This is a genomic window from Bacillus sp. USDA818B3_A, from assembly GCF_009928415.1.
In the GTDB taxonomy this organism is placed as follows: Bacteria; Bacillota; Bacilli; order Bacillales; family Cytobacillaceae; genus Neobacillus.
On sequence record NZ_JAABNN010000016.1, the window covers coordinates 46191 to 70962 of the forward strand.

Consider the following 24772-nt stretch of genomic DNA (forward strand, 5'->3'; position numbering starts at 1 on the left):
GGAGTTCATGGACATGTGCATCTCAATCGGGGACACTTTAACCTACAAAGGCGGGCATACATGAATCCAATACGAGAGTTCGATGGCTGTAGAAAATTTTTCCTCTTCTTCCAAGCATTATGACGGGGTGATGAGAATGAATTATTTGAAAACCGAGTTTCTATCCACTTCATTGGGACATCAGGTGTGTGTCGATATTCTTGTGCCTGAAGGTCCGCCACCCGAAGGCGGCTGGCCGATTTTATACTTGCTTCACGGATACAGCGAAGGTAATAGTTTGTTAATGAGATACACCCAGATAGAGCACATGGTGAAATGGGATGTAAACGTCCCTTTGGTAGTCGTGATGCCGGGAGCAAGTAACAGCTTTTACACCGATTCACCTTACGGGAACTATTGGACTTACATTTCCAAGGAATTGCCGGAGAGAGTAGAAGCGCTTCTTCACATCTCATCAAGAAGGGAAAATCAGTTCGTAGCCGGATTTTCAATGGGGGGCTTCGGTGCGTTGAAAACAGCCTTCCATTTTCCAGATCGATTCGGGGGCGTATTTTCCATTTCTGGAGCGGTAGGCGACTTTTTTGACACACCTGAGGTAAACGGCGTGGACGCACTAGCAGGGAGAAGAGAGCTCTTTTTCGGTAAGAGAGAGGATTTTGATGGTTCGGCTAACGATTTGAAATCTCTGGCGCTGCGAATGAACGCAGCCGAAGGACCAAATCCGGAATTGGTCCTGTATTGTGGTAAGAACGATTTCCTGATCGAGGCGAACCGCTCATTCCATGCGTACCTCGAAGAGAATGACATCAAGCATCGGTATGTTGAAAATGAAGGAACACATTCGCACACGTACGCTAACCAACAATTGTTGGATATATTACAAACAATCAAATCCAGAATTGAAAGCGAAAAATTGCCTAACCAAAAATCAGGTATTTTCATTTAGATAGTATTTGTATTTTCTAAAATGTAAGAATACTGAATCCGAGCTTAATCATTGCTTCTTTAGAATGTAGAGTGAAAATATAAAATGAACCCTGAGGGGTTCTTTTTAAATTGGCATCACGATAAAACGGAAAGGTATATTCAATGTGATTAAATTTTGTAGTCATGCCAATGTACGATTTACTCAGTATATCAACCTCTTAACAAAGAATGAGCCTTTTGTGTGTCATTCTTCAATGCCATCCTGTATTCCAACATCAACTTAAGAGTACTAAGCATTTGATCATATTCATCCCACTTACGTTCAATCTCGCTAATCTTTTGGGAAATCCATTCAATCACTTGTTCATTAGTACGAGTATTTGCATCATGATCCAGCAAGATTTCCTTCAGTTCAGAAAGAGAACAACCCACGCCCTGAAACTTCTTTATAAGTTTCAGGCGTTCTATAATCTCGTCTGAATAATTACGATAGTTATTTTCGTCCCGACGGACATGCCGACTGTCAAACAATCCTTCCTTTTCATAATAACGAATGGTGTGGGCGAATAACGCGGTGTTAGCTTTATCAAAGCGTGGGGTGCGGTCATCAATCGTTTCGCTTGCTCCATCCGTTCATGGCAAGGGTGACAAGGGCTTTGTGCCAAATTTGATCAACATTGCACGTGACAAGGGTGTTTCTGACTACATCGGCGATGGGTCTAACCGCTGGCCGGCAGTACACCGACTTGATGCTGCAAATCTTTATCGCCTCGCAGTGGAAAGGCACTCTTAACTTGGAAGTCTATCATTTAAATGAGAAAGTAGCGGAAGGAAAGAAAAATATTCAGGTTAAAAAAGATGTAAAGGGATTGGAAATCGTCTGGACACCACCTACTGATGACTTCCGCGGTTATCTGGTAAAAGCATCAGTCGAGGGATCCAATCAAACGCTAACCGCTGCGATTGATGTTTCCAGTGATTGGACTCAATATCCACGTTACGGATATACGACGGAGTTTCCTAAGGAGACAGCAGCTGAAAGCGATAAAAAGATGAAGCAGCTTACACAGGAATATTATTTAAACGGATTCCAATTTTATGATTGGATGTGGCGCCACGATGTATCGGTGTATTCCAAAACAGACAGTGATGGGAAACCAATTTTAGACAAAGACGGAAACTTTATAACAGAGGAAATCGGTCCGAGTACAGCTTACAATGATTTATTAGGGCGTAAGTTGTTTCCGCTGACCATAAAGCAACAGGTTCAAGCAGCTCAAAAATATAATGCTGCCGCAATGGCTTATCAAATGAACTACGCAGGAAGGGAAAATTATCAGGATTTTGGTGTGAAAAAAGAATGGGGATTGTATCGGAAGAATGCCCAGTTTCCCAATCCTTCTCAACAGGATCAGGAAGGTTTTATCTTTGACTGGGCTAATACAGGCCTTTATCTTCAGGACCCAGGCAATCCATCTTGGCAAAATTATATTAACAAGCAGTTTACCAGAAGCGTAAACGAATTTGGCTTTGACGGAATGCATCTTGATCAATGGGGTGCAAATGATAATGATTATTTATATGACTACAAAGGTGAAAAACGTTATTTTTCCAAGGACTATGATTCTCTAATTAATTCGGTTAAAGACTCTCTTGTGAAAAATAATAGTAAGAAGGATTTTGTTACCTTTAACATGGTTGGAGGAAATGAAGGCTACAAGGATGTCCCTAAGCCAACGACTAACACGGATTTTGATTATAGTGAAATTTGGCAGGACAAGGACAACTATCGTGATCTAGTTAAAGTAGTAGAAGATACTCGTAAGACAAATGGAGGTAAAGCTGTAGTTATTGCAGGATATATGAATTATAAACAGGCAACGGGAATTCACTATGAGGCTGCAAATCTGAAAGGCATTCCGAAAGCGGAGCAATTTTCCTCTAGTATTCAAAAAGTCCCGGGCTGGGTAGGGGACTTCGGCAGACAAGACGAGGATCAAATTATTTGGACAGTGGATGTTCCGGAAGCAGGAACCTACAATGTGGATCTCAAATATGGACATGATAATGACGCAAGTCCAGAAGGGAAGTTATCTGTTAATAACCAACTTGTAGAGAATGCCATTACTTTCAATGAAAAAACAGGTTGGGGAAATCCAGTTGCCAATAAGAATTTATCACTGCACTTAGAAAAAGGAACCAATAAAATTAAGCTTCAGCTTAACACCAACAATCTGTGGCTAAACGTAGATAGTATGGTTGTTAAGAACGATTCGTTTCAAAAAGAATATGAAGCTGAAGATGCAGAATTAATCAGTTGTAAAGTTGATAAAATTGGACATGTGGAAAACTTTGAGATAGATGGAGATTATATCGAGTTTACAGTCAAGGCGGCCCAGGCTGGAACTTATCCCATTCAATTTGGCTATAGTGTAGGATCAACTGCGGTCAATCGTCATCTGTATGTGAATAATGAGCTAATATCTAATTCTATAAAATTAGAACCAACTGGAAGCTGGGAGACATTTGATGATTCCGAAGCCATTCAAGTGCCGTTAAAAGCAGGAGAAAATAAAGTAGTATTAAAGGTAGAAAAGGTAAATGATACAGGCGCTAACGTAGATTATCTTAAGATAGGGGATTCTCGCTATCAAGCGGAAAAATCAATGGTTGGCTGGGAACCTGCTCAGAAGCCAATAATAGAAACAGCAAGTAATCAAATTAGTAACTTTAAACAGCAGGGAGATTATCTGTCTTTCAAAGTGGATTCAGATGAGTCTAAAGAGTTACCAATCTCCATTACTTATAAAAATGCTGGAGCGGAAACAGAACGCAGTCTTCTAGTAAATGCAAAAAAAGCGGGAATCGTTCACTTTGATCAAACAAATGATGGCTGGAACAAGGTTGAGGTACCCATCTATCTTTATAAAGGAACGAATGAGATTCAATTGAAGATGGAAGATCAAACCACTGAAAAAGGAATTGAAGTGGATCAGTTGGAAGTTAACAATCTAGTAATTGATGCAGAAAAAACCGATCTAGGATGGAGTCCTGTTGAGGCTAGAACGAACAGTATTTATATAACTCCTGGAAAAACCGATAATTTTGGTCAGGCAGGTCAACGGGCCATCTTTACCGTTCATAACGAAAAAGAAACCGATACTCTCCGGTTTAAATATCGTACCGGTAATAATCCAAGGGTAAATATTTATGTCGATGGAAAATTAATACCAGAAAATAACTCATATGTGGATGGGAAAACCGTTTCTGAGAATATTTTTGCCAGCACACCGGGCGGCTGGGATGGTGCGATGGTGGAAAAGTCCATCAAAGCAACGGTACCTGCCGGTGAGCACAAGGTGGTATTTGAACTGGCTTCAAATGGCGAGTATATCAATTTAGATAGTTTGCTGGTTGGAGATGAGGAATATCAAGTCGAAGAAGCAGCTTTTGCTCCAGAAGGTCATGGAATCACCACATCAGTGGGTTATGTAGATGACTTTAACGGAGACGGGGACTTTCTGACCTTTGATGTAAATGTACCAGCTGCAGGGAAGCATGATTTTGTATGGAGATATAACAATGACTCTGCATCAAAAAGAACAGCCAAGCGTTCTGTTTACGTAAATAATGAGAAAATGGATAACATTGATTTTGCTTACAGTAATAATTGGAAAAATCAAGCCATGACGGAAGTTCCTTTAAAAGAAGGAAAAAATAAAATCACCATTAAAGTTGAAAACCTTGATGATGATGGAGTGAAGCTGGATTATTTACAAATCGGAAGTAAAAAGTATCATGCGGAATCTACCGATTCTCTGCCGCCGATGCAAATCTATAAAGACACGTTAGTAAATTTCGGACATGCAGGGGATGAAGTTACTTTTGACGTAGATTTAAAGGAAAAAGGAGAAACTAGTTTTATTTTTACTTATTCTAATGCAGGAGCTGACACTGTAAGAACAATCTATGTAGATGGAAAACCAGTGTTAGATGACAAAGGGAATCCGTATACGGTCGCATTTAATAGTACAAAAAATATAGATACCTATAGTGAAGACGGATATGTGGTATTACCAGGTTTAGATTCAGGGAAACATAAGATCACTTTGAAACAGGATGATAATCAAAAGGGTTCTATTAATTTACGTCTTATGACCGTCGGACTATTTGATGAACCATCGGTACGTTTAATGGATGCGGGACTTGCGGCAATGGGTGCGACCCATATTGAAATGGGTACAGCTGAGAAATATGATGAAGGACCTAATATGCTGGCACATGAATATTATCCGAATCGCAGTAAAAAAATGAGTCAATCTCTAAAGGAATCTATGAAGGATTATTATAAGTTTTTTGCTGCCTACGAAAATCTTCTTTTTGATAGTAAAGAGACGGATCGGATGATAAAGGTCGAAGAGAAAGGCCAGCCACTAAAAGTCAGCAGAGATGGAGAAAAAAATACAATTTGGTCAATTGTTAGGGAAAACAAGAATAATGGTTTTGAGGACTATGACGTAGTTCATCTCATTAATCTATTAAATAATGATTCCAACTGGAGAAATGCAGCATCAAAGCCAATTAAGCAACAAGAATTAACGGTACGATACCCAATAGGAATGAGCCAAGAAGAACTGCCTGACTTAAAGGTTTATTCGGATAGTCCGGATGCCAACCAGGGACAGTTAAAGGAAATTCAGTATAAATGGGAGAAAGATGAGTTAGTTATCACTCTTCCAAGTTTGGAATACTGGGAGATGATTGTCATCGACCGCGACGGGCTTGAAAATAAAAAAACAGACAAAATAAAATAGGTTGTTATTTTTAGAGTGAGATTATTTGGAATGTATAAATCTCACTCTATTCTTTCCTATAGCAGTCCTCGGTTTCCAAATAGCAAATCTCTTAATAAAAATAATATAGATTTTCATAAAACTTTCTATCCCCCGAAAATTTACTATATTTCTTACCCTCTTTAACAACTTCTTGGACCATTTCCCTAAAATTAACAGGAATAATTTGGTATAAATGTATCAAAAATCAAAAATAGCGAAACCCTTCTTCCCATAAAGCGTATCTCTACATGGAAAGAGATAACTTGGATTTTATAGAACAACACGAAACTCTTTTCTATTTTGATTCCTGGTGGTAAGAAAAAATTCTTTGAAGGAGGTTTTTTACAAATATGATTTTTCGTTTTAAAGGCTTATAAACGAACAGTAAAGGTTTAAAACATTTTTGCGCTGAAAATTAGCTTTATCTTTGTGAAGAACTATACAATATTCAAATGGAAGGATGTAATAAATGGTTTCAGCTAATAGGTTTTCTGGATACAGTTTACGTTCTCTGCAAAAAGATTTGATTGCCGGGTTAGTGGTTGGGATTGTTGCGATTCCTTTAGCAATGGCTTTCGCGATTGCTTCAGGAGTAAGGCCAGAGTATGGACTCTATACATCAGCCATTGCTGGTATTCTTGTTTCTCTTTTTGGAGGTTCTAGATTTCAAATTGCTGGCCCGACTGGAGCCTTTGTTCCGGTTTTATTAGGTGTTGTGATCCAATTTGGATATGAAAAGCTGTTAGTTGCAGGCTTCATGGCAGGGATTTTAATTCTTCTTATGGGCGTGTTTAAATTAGGAAGGTATATAAAATTCATCCCTCGCCCTGTAGTAATCGGCTTTACAGCTGGAATTGCGGTGATTATCTTTTCTGGTCAGATTGCCAATTTCCTTGGGCTAGAAAACTTAAAAAAAGAAGAAGCCTTTCATTTGAATATGAAAGAAATTTTTATGAATTTAAATACAATCAATCTATACAGTATTTTAACAGCAAGTATATGTTTAGCAATTGTTATATTAGCACCAAAATATTTGCCAAAAATTCCAGGTGCTTTGTTAGGTTTAATGGTTTCCACTGTTGTGGCTACAATGTTCTTTCCCAATCAGGTAGCAACCATCGGTTCAACTTATGGAGCCATTCCAAATGAATTGCCAAAATTTCAGTTCCCTGAATTAACGATCAATGTAGTGATTGAACTGCTTCCTGCTGCCTTGGTCATTGCTATGCTTGGTGGGATAGAATCTTTATTATCTGCATTAGTAGCAGACAACCTATCCGGCAGTAAGCATAACAGTAACAAAGAGTTGATTGGACAGGGACTTGCCAATATTATAACCCCATTATTTGGAGGAATTCCTGCCACTGGAGCGATTGCACGAACGGCAACGAATATTAAAAACGGGGCCTTCTCACCTGTTTCGGGTGTCATACATGGGGTAGTCGTAGTATTGGTGATAGTGATATTAGCACCATATGCCTCTGCTATTCCGTTGGCCAGTATGGCTCCCATCCTTATGTTTGTCGCTTGGAATATGAGTGAGCGCAAGGAATTTGCCCATGTCTTACAATTAAAAACAATGGATTCTCTTGTGTTAGTCTCTACTTTTATACTAACCGTATTAATAGATTTAACTACAGGCGTTGGAACTGGTCTGATTTTAGCTCTCCTCGTTTTTGTCATCCGAATAAGCAGTACGTTAAAAGTATCAAAAGTTTTACCGGATCCAAACGATAAACTGGTAAAACCTGAAATGGTGAAGCACGGTTCAAACTGCCCGCAAATAAATATTTACACAGTGGAAGGTCCATTATTCTTTGGCACCACCGAGCAGTTTGAGGAGGAAATGGATGAAATTCTGCGTTTAGAACCAAGAGTGCTTCTGTTAAGGATGAGTAAAGTTTCCATCGTGGATTCCTCCGGGGAGGCGCTACTAGTGAATCTTGTGAAAAAATCCAAAGAAAATCATCAGCAAGTAATATTTTCTGGTATTCAGCCACAGTTGGAAGATTTATTTAAGAAAACAAGTTTTTATCAATTGGCAGGTGAGGAAAATTTCTTTGCCCATACAGGTGCTGCTATCAATCATGCTCTCTCAAAACTGGATGTAAAGCAATGTAAAGGATGTAAGCATTTTTCTTTTGCAGAGTGTTCAACCCTCTCAAAAGAAGAATCAAATCCTAAAGTGAAAAGAAAAACCAAACGTGATCTAGGGTTAATTTAAGTCGAATATCTTTCGATACAGATAAAGTAACCATGGTTAAAAACTAGAGCGCAAAATACTACCTTTATAGGATTATTTTGCGCTCTTTTATAGTTTATTAATATTTCATCAAGGGAAAGCGGTAGCTATAACGAATATGTTTCAATTAATCTCCCTTTTTCTAGATCTCTCTTGAGCGGCGCTCACGATATCAATCGGACGCCAGCTGGTGCAGCCTAAATACTAGTTACCAAGACTCATGACTGTTCCTTATTTTATTCGTATGATTTAAATTAATGAGAATAAAAATAACGGAGGAACGGTAATGGAATACAGCTATGAGTTAATCAAACTCCATGAAGAATTGCCTATTAAAATGATCATACATACGTCAGATCATCAGACATTTATCCCAAGGCATTGGCATGAGAGTGTTGAAATTTCCTATGTTCTTTCAGGGAAGATCGACAATATCTATATTGATGGGAAGGAGTATGAATCAAGCGAAGGAGATATTGTTGTTATCAACTCCAATGCCATCCATTCCTTTTCGGTCAACCGGGGACAGAACAGAAAGGCTATCTCGCTCTTTATTCCCATCGAATTTATTAAGGCCGTTTATCCTGATATGGACCAGGTGGAGTTTGACTGTATTTCAATTAATAGGCAAAACAGTTCGGAAAATAAAGAGTTTACTATGCTGCGAGAGAATTTGAATGCTCTCATTAATGCCTATCTTGACTCTGAAAACAACCCTTTAGCTTCAATAAAAGTAACAAGCTTAACCTATGAGCTAATCTATCTCCTGTTAAAGCATTTTAAAATACATAAAAAGAGCAGCAGCAGGATCACAACCCGTAAATATCTCGAACGGCTGACCATGATTACAAATTTTATCAAAGAAAACTATCAGCAAAATTTATCCCTGGATCTGCTATCAAATCAATTTAATTTATCACCAGAGTATCTGTCGCGCTTTTTTATGAAGCATACGGGGATGACGCTACTGAACTACATAAATGCAATCCGTCTGGAAAAATCGTTTCCTGAATTGATGAATACCGATCATCCAATCATGCAGATTGCCTTAAACCATGGGTTTCCGAGTGAAAAGTCGTATAATCGAGTCTTCAAGAGCATCTATCAGTTTACGCCCTCTCAATATCGAAAAGAACAAAAATACAACCGAAATTGAAAGCACTTGAATTCTTGCGATCTTGATTTTTTTAATGGTCAAGATTTGACCATAAATAGGCTAACAATCGACGGGATTTGAGCGAAGGCATTCTTTTAAAATAGATGTAAGTGCTTTCGTGAAAAGCATGCAATCTATAAACATCAGGAGGTAAGGAAACATGTTAAAGGGATTCAAGAAACACGCGAAAATAGCATTGCTATGTACTTTAGCGGCGGGTACCACCCTTTCGTTCAGTGCAGGAGTGCAAGCCAAGGAGGTCAAAACTCAGCCAGCATCCTATCAGACGGTTACTGAAATAGAAGACTGGGGACCAGCCATTACGAAGGTGATTGTCGATTTAGGGAGACCAGTACCTGTAAATTCTGTAACTACTGATACATTCAATGTTCATGTGCAAAGAAGTGACAGCAGGCAGGCCAATCCTTTTTTGGGGGAAGGAAATCGTAAAGTCATCAAAGCTTATGTAGCGGACAAACAAGGGAACCCTGCGGTGAAAACCGGAAAATATGCCGTGCTGGAAATGGAAATTGGCCCGGCTGATACCTTGGGGTCACCAATGAACTTCGATTTGGGTACATTTTTAAATGACTGGGTTGACAGTGATTATACGATTACCCAGCAAAAAGACATTCTTACACCAGCAGGAAAGATTTCGGGATTGGTTGCTGACACTTTTACTGGCGGAGTAAGAGAACTGGTAGATGATTTCGGAACCGGAAAAGAAACCTACGATGATGTGACGTTAACCTATGCAGATTATACACCGGCAAAGGACAATCATAAGAATCCGTTAATCATTTGGCTTCACGGCATGGGTGAAGGCGGTACAAATCCGACGGTTCCGATTTCCGGTAATAAGGCAGCTAACTTTGCGTCCGAAGAAATTCAATCCTATTTTGACGGAGCGTATGTGCTGGCTCCGCAGACTCCGACCCTCTGGATGGACGGATTCACCGGATTCGGCGACGGAACGTCAAAATATGAAGATGCGCTCATGTCACTGATAAAAGACTATGTGAAAAACAATAAAGACATTGACCCTAATCGGATTCTTATTGGTGGAGATTCAAATGGGGGCTATATGACGATGTTGATGATCCGTGATAATCCGGAGTACTTTGCGGCCGCATTCCCGACTTGCGAGGCGTTAAAGGATTCTCTTATTACGGACGAACAAATTCAGAGTATGAAGGACCTTCCCATCTGGTTTGTTGCAGCTAAAACAGATACAACAGTGCCTGTTAATAAGTATGTTGTTCCAACCTACAGCCGACTGATTGAGGCTGGAGCGAAAGATGTCCATATGTCCCTGTTCGATAAAGTGGTCGATACTACAGGGCTATACAAAAAAGCAGACGGTACACCATATGAATATGATGGACACTGGTCCTGGATCTATGTGTACAATAATGAGGTCTCAAAGAGTATTGATGGTAAAACCACCACGCTGATGGAATGGCTGGCGGGTCAATCATTGGATAAGTAAGATATTTAATGCCCTAGCTTATAATGCCGGGGCATTTTTAATTTTTATCCGTATTCATTATTCACCGTGTAATTAATTAATTACATGGTAAATAAATTCGAAAAATAAGGGAAAATAACTTGGATGCTTCTAGTGTATTGACAAAATCCAAACATGTAATTAAAATGATTACAGGTAATCGAAATTGTTACATCAAAAAGAAATGAGGACTATAAATGAATATTGGTATTATCGGCGCCACTGGTAAGGCAGGAAAGCTTATCTTAAAAGAAGCTGTAGAAAGAGCTCATGACGTTACTGCGATTGTAAGAGATGCATCAAAGGTGCAAAATGAACATGTTGCCGTTCTCGAAAAGAACATTTTTGACTTAAAATCCGAGGATATAAAAAATTTTGATGTAGTAGTAAATGCATTTAATGCACGAGGACATGAACATCAACATGTAGAGGCTGGCAAAGTATTAATTTCAGCTCTTAAAGGTGCTCCACAGACAAGGTTAGTCGTTGTTGGAGGTGCAGGAAGTTTATTTGTAGATGAAGCAAAAACAGTGAGACTACTAGAAACTCCAGATTTTCCTGAAGCCTACTTGCCGACTGCATCTAACATGATGAAAAACCTTAAGGAGCTACAAGACACAGAAGGTATTCAATGGACTTATATTAGTCCAGCAGCATTCTTTAATCCAGAAGGTAAACGAACAGGTTCTTACCGAAAGGGGAAAGACCAATTAATCCTTAATTCAAAAGGTGAGAGCTATATCAGTTATTCCGATTACGCTATCGCTGTTTTAGATGAAATCGAAAATCCTCAACATAATAATGAACGTTTTTCTGTCGTTGGCGAAGCAGAATAATTTAAAAGGATCGTACCTATAAAGTATTCGAATAGCTTTATAAAAGCGTTGTACACTATTAAAAGTTGAAATAATTAAAACTAATCTATGGAGGTAGTTCTAAATGAAACATCTTATTATATATGCACACTCACACCCAGAAAGTCTAAATCACGCTATTTTGGAAACAACAGTAAATGCATTGAAGAATAATGGTCACGAAGTCGTTGTGCGTGATTTGTATGCACTTAATTTTCAACCCGTACTTAAACCAGAAGATACGTCGGCAATGAAAGCTGGAGAGACTCCTAAAGATATTAAAACGGAACAAGAACATATCACTCAAGCAGATGTCATTACCTTTATATATCCAATTTGGTGGGCTGGATTACCGGCTATCCTTAAAGGATATGTTGACCGAGTTTTTTCATATGGCTTCGCTTATGCATATGGTGAAGAAGGTATCATAAGGATGTTGTCAGGGAAGAAAGGTCTTATCATAAATACACATGGCAATCCGAAAGATTATTATGATGAGATCGGAATGACAACTGGTTTGAAGATCACATCCGATACTGGAATTTTTGAATTTGTTGGGATTGAACCGGTAGACCATATATTATTTGGAAGTGTCGGTTCACTCGACGAAGAAGCATATAAAGGTATGTTAAAGGAAGTTGAAGACAAGATTCATTCTTTATTCTCGCAGCAAGCTATTACTAAATAATTACTTGAGGCTCCCTACCTAATTAGGGGGCCTGTTTAATTTCTATAAGTAACATATTAGATAACTTGCTTATTTATGAGCAACTCATGTTTGGAATATATTTGTCATTGGCGTTGCTGGTAAAAATGAAGCCTCACCAAGTATTAATACCAAGGATATCGTATCATATGACCGACAAGTTAAGAAGGATGCATTCTATTTCTATAAAACTCAATGGAATAGAGATGACCAATTTGTATATATAACAAGCAGAAGATTACCGATAGAACAGAAAGTACTACACTGATAAAGGTATATTCAAACCTAAAGGAAGTTACATTAACGGTAAATGGAAAGGATTACTGTAAGGGGAGAATCCAGCAGCCAGGTGGATTTGTTTGGGGTGGTGTCATCTAAATGAAAGTGGTAATGTAATAATTGCCTCAGCTAAAAAGGTCGATGGAACAAATGTCGCTGATTCTGTTACAACTTGGAAGGTTGTTAAATAATCTTCTAGGAATTAATTAAGATAAAAAGAATATGAAGGTACAAACTGCCAGCGATAGAATAAAAGTAAATATATAATAGTAGATAAATTAATAATGAAAACTCTCCAATAAGTAGCTAAAATTATAAAAAAATCTGTACGTATTGGAGAGATATCAAAGAGACAGGGAGTCATCCTAAACATAAACTAGGAAGAGCAACCCAGTGACTTGTTCCATTAAAAGATTATTTATTAGAAGGATTAATAATTTGAAGATTTTCATATATGCTGCCAGGCTGGAACATATCCCCGTCGTTTATGTTTACGTTTTCTAGCGTAATATTCTTTACATATTGGAAATACAAAGCTTTATCAGCATGCACTGTAACGTTTTTCATGACTAAACCATCAACAGGGCTTTCTTCTAATCCTTGGAAGAAGGATGCTTCTTTGGCACCGTCACAGGTGATATTTTCAATCGTAATATTTTTAATTGAAGGTGTTGTTTCATCAATGATTCCAGTGTATGGAAGCGGAACTCCATTAGATGTATAGTTAGAGTTAATATTAAATGCATCGCCTTCAATATTCTTCATGATGATATTGTCAAATGTAAGATTTTCAATAGTACCACCACGTCCGCGAAGGGTTTTCATCCGAATACCGATGTCAGTTCCGTCAAAGATGTCGTCTCTAGCGACAACGTTTCGAACGTCACCGGACATTTCACTGCCGATGGTTACACCGCCATGTCCATGTTTCATAATATTGTTTCTGATTTCAATGTTTTGGCTTGGTCTTCCAATTTGACGACCTTCCGCATCTTTACCGGATTTAATTGCGATTGCATCATCGCCAACATTAAATGTCGAACCAAAGATCTTTAACCCATCAACAGAATCTGGATCGACACCATCTGTGTTTGGTGCATCAACTGGGACAGCTGGGTTTTCAACATATACACTATCTATAACCACATTATTGCTGTATAAAGGCTGGATGGTCCAAGATGGTGAATTCGTAATTTTTAGTCCTTGAAGAAGTACATTTTCGGAATCCTTAAATTGAACCAATCTTGGTCGGGCAGTTTGAGTTGCTGGATTGGTAGCTTTTGGATTATCCCACCATAATCCCATATTAAAGTATACCGTTGTTTTAGCATCTGTGTTCGGGTCATATTTTCCATTGTTATAGTCATATGTTCCAGCAAGGTTTACTTTTTTATAAGGATAACCGAATTCATCGACTCCGTTCGAAGGCATTGCTTTAATTGGGCCTGCATTTCCATCGACTGTTCCTTCACCGATGACTTTAAGATTTTTAGCACCTTGGGAGGCAATCAAGCTTTGATAAGAGTGGAATGTAGTACCTTCCCAACGGTCTTCAATAACGGGATAGTCAGAAACGTCACGACTTCCAAGGAGGGTTGCATCCTTTTGAATCTCAAATGTCATATTGCTTTTTAAATTTAGAGGAGCAGAATAATATGTACCTGCTGGAAGAACGACAAGGCTGTTTGGACTTGGACTAGCAGAAGCGGCATCAATGGCCGCTTGAATGGCCGCTGTATCTTTTGTAACACCGTCAGCTTTTGCTCCAAAATCTTTAACATTGAATACTTTACCTAATACATCAGTTCTCACATTAACATGCGCGCTTTTGTTGGAATGATTACCTGCAGCATCTCTCGCCACAACTTTAAAACTATACATGGTATTTGGTTTTAAGTCCTTTACAATAAAGTTGGTCATGGCGATACCATATTCATTTGGTATTGAGCTTCCAACTAACTTACCATCTGCATAGATATCATAGGCTGATATGCCAGTGTTATCAGTGGATCTATCCCAGATAAGGCTTACAGATTTATATGTTGTTGCATAGGCATTCAGATTAATAGGAGCTGTTGGTGCCTCTTTGTCAACCGAGATTTGTTGTGCAGAAGCTTGTGTAGCGAATGTGGTTCCATATGGGAAAAACGTAGAGCAACCTAGAGCAAGACATAGTGCTACAGTTGAATAAGCTTTTTTCTTTAATTTCATAATACACCCTCCAAATTTTGATTTACTTAATTTAAGTCAATATCAGAGTAAGATATTTCTCATAGTTTCTTCCTTTTCCCACACCGTCCTTTCAAAATGTTAACGTGTGCATTTTGAAAAATAATATTGTAAACGTTAACATTTTTTATTCCTTCACATTCTACTAACTTTTTATTCTATTTTCAACATTTTTCTGAATAATACAATAAAATATGCAAATTTACCTACTCATGCATTTATAGTCAAAACCAGCTGAAAAATGTTTCCACAAATTTAGGGCGGAAAGGTTTAGTTGGCGAGGGCTATACCCCACAAGTTCTTGCGTTTTACCCTTGTTAGATAGTTATTATTAAGAACATACTAAATATAATCAACCACAAAAAAATGTCTAAGTGTACCCACAATAAAAAATAAAGCATTGTAAGACATTAACAAAAAAGGAGAAATTAAAATGGTTCACTTACTCTATTATGCTACACCATTCCTAACAGCATTTATCTTATTTGGCGGCTTTTTTCGATATAAAAAACCCACCATTTTGAAAAATAAATCCAAATATTATCACGCTTTAGCGGAATTGGAAAAAGACCCTAAAAATGAGGAATTAAGATTAATAGCCAGAGAATTTGGCCGCAAATTTTATGGATCAGCAAGAATCACAGGTATTGCGACAACTTTTGATGTGGCACTCATCAATTGCGAAATTATCGCATCATGCGAAACCGATGATAAAGATGCAAAGTAAAATCTGATAATCCACGTTTTTTAAAATTATGAAGATTTTTGGTGATTTAATAGACCAACCTAAAAAAATCATAAAAAAATCTAAAATTAGCATGGTTTTCTATAGGGATGAAAGCATTTACAATTAAAAAAGAAAGCACTTACATGATTAAAAGGACTTAAAAAAATCAAAAAAGGAGGAGGAATTGGTAGTGAAAGCTTTAAAACGATTTTGTCTGTTAATAGATAGTCTTTTTGAAAAAGTGGCGATAGGCTCACTGATAGCCATGATTATCATCGTAACGCTGCAAGTTTTCACACGAAAATTGTTTAATTTTGTATTGTTTTGGTCGGAGGAAGTTACTCTTTTATTATTGTGTTGGTTTTCGTTTATGGGAATTGCCATTGGTGTTCGCGAAAAATTGCATTTAGCCATTGAATCCTTTACAGCAAACCTACCACCAGCAGTAATTAATGTCATCGATAAAGTGGTATCACTTGCTACCATGGCTTTCGGTTGGTATTTGTTGAAATATGGCTGGGATTTCACTGTTTTAATGGGTGATTCAACTTTACCGGCAACTAAATTATCAAATGCATGGGAATATGCTGTTATGCCAATTACAGGATTTATGATGATCACTTACGCTTTCTTGCAATTAGTTGGTGTAGACACAAGACGACATAATATGGAAGGTGGTGGCCATTAACGATGGATCAAACAACGATTGCCATAATCATTCTTTTAGCAAGTTTTGTTATCATGCTGCTGCTGCGTTTTCCAGTGGCGCTGACATTGGCAGGGTCCACTGTCATTACAATGATTTATTTGAACATGCCGCTTGAGGTTGTTGGACAACGGATGATTCAGGGAGTAAATTCATTTGCATTATTAACCATTCCGTTCTTTATTCTGGCTGGGCAATTAATGAATGAGGGTGGTTTGGCGGCTCGTCTAATTAACTTTGCCATGCTTGCTGTCGGCCGTGTCCGCGGTGGTTTAGCAATGGTTAACGTTCTTGCCTGTTTATTATTCGGCAATATTTCAGGTTCTGCTGCCGCGGACGTTTCGTCAATCGGTTCAGTGATGATTCCGATGATGAAGAAAAAGGGATACAGTAAAGAATTTGCAACTGGCTTAACTTCTGCCGCTGCTATTCAGGGTGTAGTTGTTCCGCCAAGCCATAACTTAATTTTGTACTCTCTTGCTTCCGGCGGTGTATCCATTGCAACCTTATTTATGGCTGGTGTAGTGCCAGGAATCCTGCTTTGTGCAGTGCTTATGTTTGTCAGCCGCATTTTGGCTATCCGCCAAGGCTTCACTCAAACTACTGTCATTGAGAAAAAAGATGTTCCTAAAGTCGTTAAAGATGGAATCATTTCGGTTATGCCGATTGTCATTATCCTGGGCGGAATATTCTCAGGCTGGTTCACCGCTTCAGAATCAGGTGCAATTGCTGTTTTGTATGCAATTATTGTTACCTTCTTCGTCTTCAAGGAAATTCCGTTCAGCCGGATGTGGACCATCCTGCTCAGAACCTTCAGGACGGTCTCCATGGTATTGTTCCTAATTGCAGCATCCAATGCTTTAGGTTATGTCCTGGCGTTCCTGCAAGTACCTAACATGGTTACAAATGGATTATTAAGTATCTCTGATAATCCGGTTATTATCCTATTGATAATCAACGTATTGCTGCTCCTGCTCGGATGTGGCATGGATATGGCACCGCTTATTCTGATTATGACACCAATCCTCCTACCTGTAGTTACTGCAATGGGGATGGATCCGGTCCATTTCGGTATCATTCTAATGTTGAACTTAGGGATTGGGCTTTTAACACCTCCAGTTGGAACGGTTTTATTCATAGGCTCCGCAATCGGCGAAGTCCCTATTATGAAAGCGGCCAAGGCAATGGCTCCGTTTGGATTGGTGCTCGTGGCAGCATTAATAGTTTTGACCTATGTACCAAATATTTCATTATGGCTGCCTAAGGTGCTAGGACATTAATAAAGGATTCAACAATTAATCTATAAAACTATTAATTAATTTGAAAGGGGATTTATTATGAAGAAGTCACCAAAACGATTATCCGTTATGCTAACTGCAGTGCTTGGGGCAAGTTTAGTTCTTTCCGCCTGTTCAGGAGCGGGAAATTCAGCAAAAACCAGTGGAGATTCCGGCTCAAAATCTGAAGGTAAAACATACACTTTCCGTTTGGCTGATACCCATCCGGATAATTACCCAACTGTATTGGGAGATAAGAAATTTGCCGAGCTTGTTAACAAGAAATCTAATGGCCGCATTAAAATTAGCGTTTTCCCTAATGGACAGTTAGGCGACGAGAAATCAGTCATTGAACAGGTTCAATTGGGAGCGGTTGAGTTCACACGTGTTAGTGCCGGACCGTTGGGTGAATTCAGTAAGCCTCTGGGTGTATTCAGTCTTCCATATATCTTTGACAACTCTGAACACGAGTGGAAATTCTTAAACGGTGAAAAAGGACAGGAAATGTTAAAGAGCTTAGAAGCGTCTAAAATGGAAGGCCTTGCTTACTATGATTCTGGTGCACGCAGCTTCTATTCTACTAAACCTATTAAGGACGTTAATGATTTGAAAGGCCAAAAAATCCGTGTACAACAAAACCAGATTAACATAGACTTAATTGCCGCACTTGGCGGCAGTGCCACTCCAATGCCTTATGGAGAAGTATTCAGCTCACTGCAAACAGGTGTTATCGATGCAGCTGAAAATAATGCACCAAGCTATGTTTCTGCTAACCATTACCAAGTAGCGAAGAATTTGATTCTTGACGGTCACCAGCGTGTGCCTGAAATTCTATTAGCTAGCAAAACTATTTGGGATAAGTTAAGCGATGCAGATAAAAAGATTATCCAAGAAGCCGCAAAAGAATCTGTGGAAACAGAACGTACGGAGTGGGAAAAAATGGAGGAAGATTCCCAGAAGAAAATTGAAGATGCTGGCGTCAAAATTGTTGAGGTAAATGATCTTAAGCCTTGGCAGAAGAAAGTTGCACCTGTAATCGATAAGTATCGTGCTGAATATGGTGATGTTCTTGATGCAATCGATCAGGCAAGACAATAAACTATTACCTTTTGAGAACTATATGGAAAAATAATAGGAACAGCTATGCTAGGAATGTTATTATTATAGCATGGCTTTCCTTTTTATTTTACATAGGAACAAGGTGAAATATGCAACGGTTTGGAAGACATGCTTTTGCCCGGTTAACGAGCATACTACTAATAAAAGATCAGTCACTGGTTCGCAAGTTATTTGTTTTTGCAACATTGCTTGTTGTTATTCCAATTGGTTTTATCGGATTTTTTTCCTATAAGAAATCGGTTGAAGTGCTTGAAAATGAAGCACGATCAAATAGCTGGCAAATTATAAGGCAGGTAAACACACATATCGAGTATTATGTAGGCGATTTTGAGATTGATATATTAAAAATTTTAAACAACCAGACGCTCAGCCGATTTCTCCAAATGAATACACAAGAGGAATTTGATTCAAGTGAAATGGCATCTAATGTCAAGCGGATGCTGCAAAATGCAGCTTACTCCAGGTCGGATATAACCAATATTACTGTATCAGTCAATAATGTAGCCACGGTCGATGCAAGCGATATCCGTTACAATCGATTTCATCCTAAAGAGTCTTTTCATCCGGAATTTTTTCAAAAAATCCTGCCGGACACCGCTGAACCTGTTATTTTCACACGGATGCTTACAGATGGTGAGGACAACGAGTATGTGATTTCCATTGCCAGAAGGTTGTTTAGCCCGAAAACTCTGAAGCCAATTGGTTATATTGTGATGGATGTAAACTTTAAGCGTTTTAAGGAAATTGCCAGCCAGGTAAATATTGGCCACTCGGGATTTATGTATATCGTTGATTCACAGGGGAATTATGTCTATAATCCAGACTTCTCCCATCTCGGAAAAAAAGCTTCTCTTCAACATATGGAAAAAATCCTTCATGGGGAAAGCGGATCATTTGTGACAAACGGAGAGGACAAAGATTTGCTCACGTATACCCATTCTGGGTTTCTTGGCTGGACGGTCATTACATCTATTCCTTATGACGAACTTATTAAAAGTTCAATTTATATAAGAAACACTATTTTTATTACGATTCTCTTTACATTGTTGATTGCAGCTATTCTTGGAGTAGGTTTATCTAGAAGTATCATTAAACCGATAAGAGGACTGCAAGGGATGATGAAGCGAGTGGAGAAAGGGGATTTTAGCGGACAAGTAAAAGTCTTATCCAAAGATGAGATTGGTGAGTTGACACAGGGATTCAATAAAATGCTAATCCGTTTAGATGAACTTGTCAATGAAGTTTATCTTTCTAGAATTCGGGAAACGGAAATGCTGTTCCGTCAAAAAGAAATTGAACTAAAAGCACTTCAGGCACAAATCAATCCGCATTTTTTGTTTAATTCCCTCGAAACAGTTCGTGGAATGGCATTGGAGTACGGAGTAGACAACATATCTGATATATCCGCATCATTGGCAAAGTTATTACGTTATAATATAAATAATAACTCTCAAACCGTTTTGCTGGAGGAAGAAATTCATCATACGAATGTATACCTTCGAATTCAGAAATATCGTTTTGATGAAAAATTGGAGTATGAATTCTTAATACCGGACTGGGCGAAAAAACAAACGATTGCAAAATTCTCCATTCAGCCCATTGTTGAGAACTCGTTTAAGCATGGTATTGAACCTTGCGGCGGAATTTCTAAAATCAGTATAACGGCGATGCAGATATCAGTTGATGCTTATATAATTAAAATTCAGGATAATGGAATTGGAATTTCTCAGGAGAAGTTGGAAGAAATTCGACGAAATTTAAGTCAGAAGGATGTAATGGAAGGGGGCCCAGGGATCGGTATGGTGAATGTTCACCGAAGAATTGTACATCTTTTTGGGGAAGAGTATGGCATTAGTGTACAAAGCAGTCAAGGAAGTGGAGCCATTATAATTATCCGCCTGCCGTTAATCGGGCACATCAAGGAAGCTGATTCATAACAAAAGATAATAGTCGCGTTTTTTCTAAAAATTATTGCTTTATTGGGAAGGGATAGCATGTTCACGATTCTTTTGGTAGATGACGAGAAATGGGTCCGAACTGCACTACGACACACGATAATTAAGACAGGGCTCAACTTTAAGGTAATTGGTGAATGCTCCAATGGATTGGAAGCTTTGGATTTTTTAAAGGAACAAGCTGTTGATTTGATAATGACAGATGTACGGATGTCCGTGATGGACGGGTTATCCTTTGTGAAAACGCACTCAAACGGTGCACATCAGTCGGATTGTATTATGATCAGCGGTTACGATGATTTTAAGTATGTACAGCATGGCCTTCGTTCAGGAATATATGATTACCTGCTTAAGCCTGTAGAGTTAGAAGAACTTAAGGAATGTCTGGAAAACTGGGTGAACCATCGCCGGAAAAAAAATGATCGCTCATCAAATAGTTTGGTAAAAGAGGCAGATCCATTAGAATTATCCACTGTCGAGAGAGTTATCAACTACGTCAAAAGCAAAGTTCCGGGTGAAGTCACTTTAACAGAAGCTGCAAACTACGTCAATTTGAATCCAAGTTATCTAAGTAAACTATTTAAAGACAAAACAGAACAAAACTTTGTAGACTTTGTACTTGAAATCCGTATGAATGAAGCAAGGCATCTGCTTGTTTCGACCTCCTTAAGAGTTAGCGAAATAGCTGACAGGCTGGGGTATTCCGATATCACCTATTTTAGTAACATGTTTAAGCGTAAAAATGGAGTAACTCCATCTGAATACCGGAAGGGGGTAAGCGTGAATTAATAAATGAAGAGAAAAGAAAATTGTTTGTGCTTATAACTATCTTAAGATAAAAACTCTGTGGATTTAGTAATTTGATAAATTAACTGAAAAGGGGTAGATGACTTGATTTTCTTTGGTAAGAATGAGCAAATCGTTGATGCAGGAGAAGGTGTAAAAAGGAAACTTTTGGGAAGAGGCGGCACCCTGATGATGGCAGAAGTAAGTTTTCAAAAGGAAGCAATTGGTGCCATTCACTCTCACCCTCATGAGCAGGTTAGTTATATTGTTCAGGGAAGTTTTGAGTTTCATTTGGATGGAAAGGTCCAACGAGTGGTAAAAGGTGACAGCGTTTACGTACCCTCAAATACATTGCATGGAGTAAAAGCCCTGGAAGACAACTCTATTATATTGGACGTTTTTACACCTCAGCGGGAAGATTTTGTTTGAGTGTGAATGAGATATACTTGATAGAACAATTAAATTGAAATCGCTTTTATTTTTTCGTCTGATTAGGAGTACATTTTTATGAGACTTCAAGGTTATAAGAATTTGTTGGAGGTAATTAATAAAAGAACTGTCATAGAGGAATATTTAATCAGTAATCAAGACAAGGATCCTAAAAATCCTAAACAACTACCTTTTATTTCTAAAAATAAGTTAGAGGATAAAGAATGGAAAATTATTATGGATAAAGATGAGGAAGGAATTATAACATCTTATCCTAATAAAGAGCTAAAAACAAATAAGTTTGTAATAAGGAGAAAAACAAAAAATATACCTATTTTAAAACACAAACATGAATATATTGAAATTGTATATGTTTTAGAAGGAAGATATATTCAAGAAATAAAAGGTAGTCAGTTCGAGATGAATAAAGGGGATTTATGTATTTTAGATAGAAATGTCGTACATAGCTCCTTGCCTTTAAGTGAATCAGATGTCGTTGTCAATATTATTTTAACACCTGAATTTTTTGATGGCATTTTCATGTATTTATTGTCGGATGATAACTATATATCCAATTTTATCATCAATAGTCTTTACTCTAAGAGTAAGGAACAAAATTTCTTAAAACACCATGTAAAAGACGATTCTTTCATAAAAATCATTTTAGAGAACCTCCTGATAGAATATTATTCAAAAGAAATGAAATCTTCAGCTGCTATTAACGGGTACCTGCTAATTCTTTTTACAGAACTATCAAGAGAAATTACTTATAGCACAGGAGCACTTATAAAGGATGAACAGCATAAGGTAAAGGATAGAATTTTAACTTATATTAGAAATAGATATAAGGATACAAATCTTAATGAAATGGCTGAGTATTTTCATTTTCATCCAAGTTATCTAAGCAGTCTTGTTAAAAAAGAATTTGGCAAAAATTTAAAGGATCTACTGACTGATGTTCGAATGTCAGAGGCTAGCAAATTACTTAAAAACACAGATATGACAATTGAAAATATTGTATATGAATTAGGATATACAAACTTAAGTTACTTTTATAAAGTTTTTAAGAAAACGTACGGTATGACTCCGAATCAATACAAAATAAAATTAACAAATCAAAGAAAAACAAAGACAGAATAAAAAAGTTCTGTCTTTTTTGTTTTTTGTATATCAAAAGAGAAATCTTAAAAAAAATATAATTAGCCTAATTTAGAATGCAGAAAAACCTCTCGCAGAAAATGTATATTAAATATACAATATATTCAAGGAAGGTAAAGATATTAAAGTAATGCAACGGTAAAGCAATAGATAGTGTGGAAATAACGACTAGTAAAAATTTAAATTTGGAGAGGATAAGGCTGATCGAAACCGGTGGTAAATAATTATTAATATCACAATTTGAACAAGTTATTGTAAACCTTTACACTTGTCTTAGTTATAAATAGAAAAATAGAATTACTGTTTAACTTTTTTCTCAAAAAAAAAAGGGGGTAATATCTGTGACTATAAAAAATTCAGGTGAAAAATTGTGGCGCGTTATTATGACACCATTAGGTTCAGCTTCATCCAATGTTCATTTTTTCTTATTTATTTCATTCTTTATGGTATTTGCTACAGAAGCCCTAAAAATGAATCCTGTGATAACCGGAATCATTTTAACAGTATCTAGGCTTTTTAATGCTTTTATAGATCCAATTGTAGGTACCTTCATTGATAAGACTGAAACAAAATTTGGGAAGTTTAGACCGTTTTTAGTTAGCGGATCAATCATCATGAATATTAGTTTAATCATGTTATTCCAAATGTCTTTTATTATTCCGGAAAACTTTCAAATTTTTTGGATTATATTTTTTTATGGACTATGGGATATAGGTTATTCTATGATGTCAACCGTTAATAAGTCAGTGCTTGCAGTCATAACAAGGAATCCTAAACAAAGACCTGTTTCTGGTATAGCTGGAGGAGTATACAGCACGTTATTGAGTATGGCTTTTTTGGTGAGTGTAGTTCCAGTGATTAATATGAATGGTGGATTTGGAACCGAATCGGGCTGGAAGTGGGTTTCTACATTTGCTGTCATTTTAAATTTAGTTTTACTTGGTTTAGCATTGTTTGCGATATCTGCAAAAGATAAACCTGAGATTTTTAGAATAGGAGATCAAAGAAAAGAAAAAGTAAAGGTAATAGATTACTGGAATATTATCAAAAGTAACAAACCTCTACAAATGTTAATGATTTCAGCATCTTCGAACAAATTAGCGGATACCGTTGATAGTGCAGCATTGATTTATTTCTATATGTATGCGGTTCAAAATGTGAGCCTGCAGCCAATGGTAAGCGGCTATTCTACGATAGTGGCATTTGTTGGTGCCTTTTTCGCTGGAGGAATTGCCATTAGATTTGGACTAAGGAAGGCTTTTGTCTTAGGAGCTTGGATAAATTTAATCTTTTCTGTCTCATTACTGCTTTTCCGCCCTTTCGATGTAGTTCCTGTTTTTATACTTCTAATGTCTTTAAACACGCTTTGTAGAAGATTGACAGCACAAAATGTTGATCCAATGATAGCAGATGTCGTGGACTATCATACATATAAAACTGGAAAATTTATTCCTGGAATGGTTGCATCTTCATTTTCCTTCATTGATAAAGTTATTAGTTCCTTTGCAGGTTCTATTGTAGGGCTACTAATGGGACTTGCAGGGTATCATGCAAATGCTCAGCCAACTACTGAACTTTTTTGGACATCCTTGTTGATTTATTTAGGTTTTCCTATATTAGGAGATATTATAAGTATTATAGCAATGAAATTTTATAATATTGATAAGACTATGTATAAACAAATATATGCTTCAGATGAAAATTGTGGTAACTCACTTGAATTGGAAGTAAATTAATTTATCTTTGCGTTGCTCCATGGTAGTAATAGTAGACTCCCTTTGAAAAAGTTTTAATATTCCTAAGCGATAGAATGAAATTCTATAACCCATGAAAATCCTACCGGAAATAAAGGTGGGATTTCTTTATGTTATAGGTTCATT

General features: G+C 37.5%; 18 protein-coding genes and 1 pseudogene. 17 read left to right on the top strand and 2 right to left on the bottom strand.

The window, feature by feature from the left end; genetic code table 11:
• Positions 1-82: 82 nt before the first annotated feature.
• Positions 83-946: an alpha/beta hydrolase gene (locus GXK58_RS20080; RefSeq protein WP_160724963.1), complete on the top strand. Its 864-nt coding sequence runs from the start codon at positions 83-85 to the stop codon at positions 944-946.
• A gap of 191 nt (positions 947-1137) precedes the next feature.
• Here the strand turns inward: GXK58_RS20080 and GXK58_RS27335 are convergent, their stop codons facing one another.
• On the bottom strand, positions 1138-1458 hold the full coding sequence (locus GXK58_RS27335) for a MerR family DNA-binding protein (RefSeq protein WP_272928167.1): 321 nt from the start codon (positions 1456-1458) through the stop codon (positions 1138-1140).
• A 34-nt stretch (positions 1459-1492) separates the two neighbouring features.
• On the opposite strand from GXK58_RS27335, the pseudogene GXK58_RS27345 reads away from it, so the two are divergent.
• The 7 genes and pseudogenes from GXK58_RS27345 to GXK58_RS20120 form a co-directional block, all read left to right on the top strand.
• A pseudogene (locus GXK58_RS27345) lies at positions 1493-1708 on the top strand (3-beta hydroxysteroid dehydrogenase); the annotation flags it as partial.
• A complete protein-coding gene (locus GXK58_RS20095) occupies positions 1677-5741 on the top strand; it encodes a glycoside hydrolase family 66 protein (RefSeq protein WP_237389729.1) in 4065 nt (1354 codons plus the stop codon). The pseudogene GXK58_RS27345 and the gene GXK58_RS20095, both read left to right, overlap by 32 nt.
• Before the next feature lie 490 nt (positions 5742-6231).
• Positions 6232-7986: a SulP family inorganic anion transporter gene (locus GXK58_RS20100; RefSeq protein WP_160724965.1), complete on the top strand. Its 1755-nt coding sequence runs from the start codon at positions 6232-6234 to the stop codon at positions 7984-7986.
• A 304-nt stretch (positions 7987-8290) separates the two neighbouring features.
• Positions 8291-9160 (top strand): AraC family transcriptional regulator, encoded by an 870-nt coding sequence (locus tag GXK58_RS20105; protein ID WP_160724966.1) that lies wholly within the window; start codon positions 8291-8293, stop codon positions 9158-9160.
• A 160-nt stretch (positions 9161-9320) separates the two neighbouring features.
• Positions 9321-10649 carry a prolyl oligopeptidase family serine peptidase gene (locus GXK58_RS20110; protein WP_160724967.1) on the top strand — a complete coding sequence of 443 codons (1329 nt, stop codon included), beginning with the start codon at positions 9321-9323 and terminating at the stop codon, positions 10647-10649.
• Positions 10650-10864: 215 nt separating this feature from the next.
• On the top strand, positions 10865-11503 hold the full coding sequence (locus GXK58_RS20115) for an NAD(P)-dependent oxidoreductase (protein WP_160724968.1): 639 nt from the start codon (positions 10865-10867) through the stop codon (positions 11501-11503).
• A 103-nt stretch (positions 11504-11606) separates the two neighbouring features.
• Positions 11607-12209, top strand: coding sequence for an NAD(P)H-dependent oxidoreductase (locus tag GXK58_RS20120; RefSeq protein ID WP_160724969.1), 603 nt, complete (start codon positions 11607-11609; stop codon positions 12207-12209).
• 711 nt (positions 12210-12920) lie between these two features.
• Here the strand turns inward: GXK58_RS20120 and GXK58_RS20125 are convergent.
• Positions 12921-14717 carry a glycosyl hydrolase family 28 protein gene (locus tag GXK58_RS20125; RefSeq protein ID WP_160724970.1) on the bottom strand — a complete coding sequence of 599 codons (1797 nt, stop codon included), beginning with the start codon at positions 14715-14717 and terminating at the stop codon, positions 12921-12923.
• Between the two features lie 451 nt (positions 14718-15168).
• Between GXK58_RS20125 and GXK58_RS20130 the strand changes: the two genes are divergently transcribed.
• The 9 genes from GXK58_RS20130 (at position 15169) to GXK58_RS20170 (ending at position 24628) form a co-directional block, all read left to right on the top strand.
• Positions 15169-15462, top strand: a complete 294-nt coding sequence (locus GXK58_RS20130; protein ID WP_160724971.1) for a hypothetical protein — start codon at positions 15169-15171, stop codon at positions 15460-15462.
• A gap of 190 nt (positions 15463-15652) precedes the next feature.
• Positions 15653-16150, top strand: a complete 498-nt coding sequence (locus GXK58_RS20135; protein WP_160724972.1) for a TRAP transporter small permease — start codon at positions 15653-15655, stop codon at positions 16148-16150.
• Between the two features lie 2 nt (positions 16151-16152).
• Complete coding sequence (locus GXK58_RS20140) at positions 16153-17448, top strand: TRAP transporter large permease (RefSeq protein ID WP_160724973.1); 1296 nt, start codon at positions 16153-16155, stop codon at positions 17446-17448.
• Between the two features lie 57 nt (positions 17449-17505).
• A complete protein-coding gene (locus GXK58_RS20145) occupies positions 17506-18543 on the top strand; it encodes a TRAP transporter substrate-binding protein (RefSeq protein WP_160724974.1) in 1038 nt (345 codons plus the stop codon).
• Between the two features lie 110 nt (positions 18544-18653).
• On the top strand, positions 18654-20501 hold the full coding sequence (locus GXK58_RS20150; RefSeq protein WP_160724975.1) for a cache domain-containing sensor histidine kinase: 1848 nt from the start codon (positions 18654-18656) through the stop codon (positions 20499-20501).
• A gap of 57 nt (positions 20502-20558) precedes the next feature.
• A complete protein-coding gene (locus tag GXK58_RS20155; RefSeq protein WP_160724976.1) occupies positions 20559-21308 on the top strand; it encodes a response regulator transcription factor in 750 nt (249 codons plus the stop codon).
• Positions 21309-21410: 102 nt separating this feature from the next.
• Positions 21411-21734, top strand: a complete 324-nt coding sequence (locus GXK58_RS20160) for a cupin domain-containing protein (RefSeq protein WP_237389723.1) — start codon at positions 21411-21413, stop codon at positions 21732-21734.
• A gap of 78 nt (positions 21735-21812) precedes the next feature.
• Positions 21813-22874: an AraC family transcriptional regulator gene (locus GXK58_RS20165; protein ID WP_160724977.1), complete on the top strand. Its 1062-nt coding sequence runs from the start codon at positions 21813-21815 to the stop codon at positions 22872-22874.
• A 359-nt stretch (positions 22875-23233) separates the two neighbouring features.
• On the top strand, positions 23234-24628 hold the full coding sequence (locus tag GXK58_RS20170; RefSeq protein ID WP_202171409.1) for an MFS transporter: 1395 nt from the start codon (positions 23234-23236) through the stop codon (positions 24626-24628).
• Positions 24629-24772: the final 144 nt, after the last annotated feature.

Coding starts and splice junctions, on each gene's coding strand:
- GXK58_RS20080 (WP_160724963.1), top strand. CDS start 83: ATGGCTGTAGAAAATTTTTCCTCTTCTTCCAAGCATTATGACGGGGTG.
- GXK58_RS20095 (WP_237389729.1), top strand. CDS start 1,677: ATGCTGCAAATCTTTATCGCCTCGCAGTGGAAAGGCACTCTTAACTTG.
- GXK58_RS20100 (WP_160724965.1), top strand. CDS start 6,232: ATGGTTTCAGCTAATAGGTTTTCTGGATACAGTTTACGTTCTCTGCAA.
- GXK58_RS20105 (WP_160724966.1), top strand. CDS start 8,291: ATGGAATACAGCTATGAGTTAATCAAACTCCATGAAGAATTGCCTATT.
- GXK58_RS20110 (WP_160724967.1), top strand. CDS start 9,321: ATGTTAAAGGGATTCAAGAAACACGCGAAAATAGCATTGCTATGTACT.
- GXK58_RS20115 (WP_160724968.1), top strand. CDS start 10,865: ATGAATATTGGTATTATCGGCGCCACTGGTAAGGCAGGAAAGCTTATC.
- GXK58_RS20120 (WP_160724969.1), top strand. CDS start 11,607: ATGAAACATCTTATTATATATGCACACTCACACCCAGAAAGTCTAAAT.
- GXK58_RS20125 (WP_160724970.1), bottom strand. CDS start 14,717: ATGAAATTAAAGAAAAAAGCTTATTCAACTGTAGCACTATGTCTTGCT.
- GXK58_RS20130 (WP_160724971.1), top strand. CDS start 15,169: ATGGTTCACTTACTCTATTATGCTACACCATTCCTAACAGCATTTATC.
- GXK58_RS20140 (WP_160724973.1), top strand. CDS start 16,153: ATGGATCAAACAACGATTGCCATAATCATTCTTTTAGCAAGTTTTGTT.
- GXK58_RS20145 (WP_160724974.1), top strand. CDS start 17,506: ATGAAGAAGTCACCAAAACGATTATCCGTTATGCTAACTGCAGTGCTT.
- GXK58_RS20150 (WP_160724975.1), top strand. CDS start 18,654: ATGCAACGGTTTGGAAGACATGCTTTTGCCCGGTTAACGAGCATACTA.
- GXK58_RS20155 (WP_160724976.1), top strand. CDS start 20,559: ATGTTCACGATTCTTTTGGTAGATGACGAGAAATGGGTCCGAACTGCA.
- GXK58_RS20165 (WP_160724977.1), top strand. CDS start 21,813: ATGAGACTTCAAGGTTATAAGAATTTGTTGGAGGTAATTAATAAAAGA.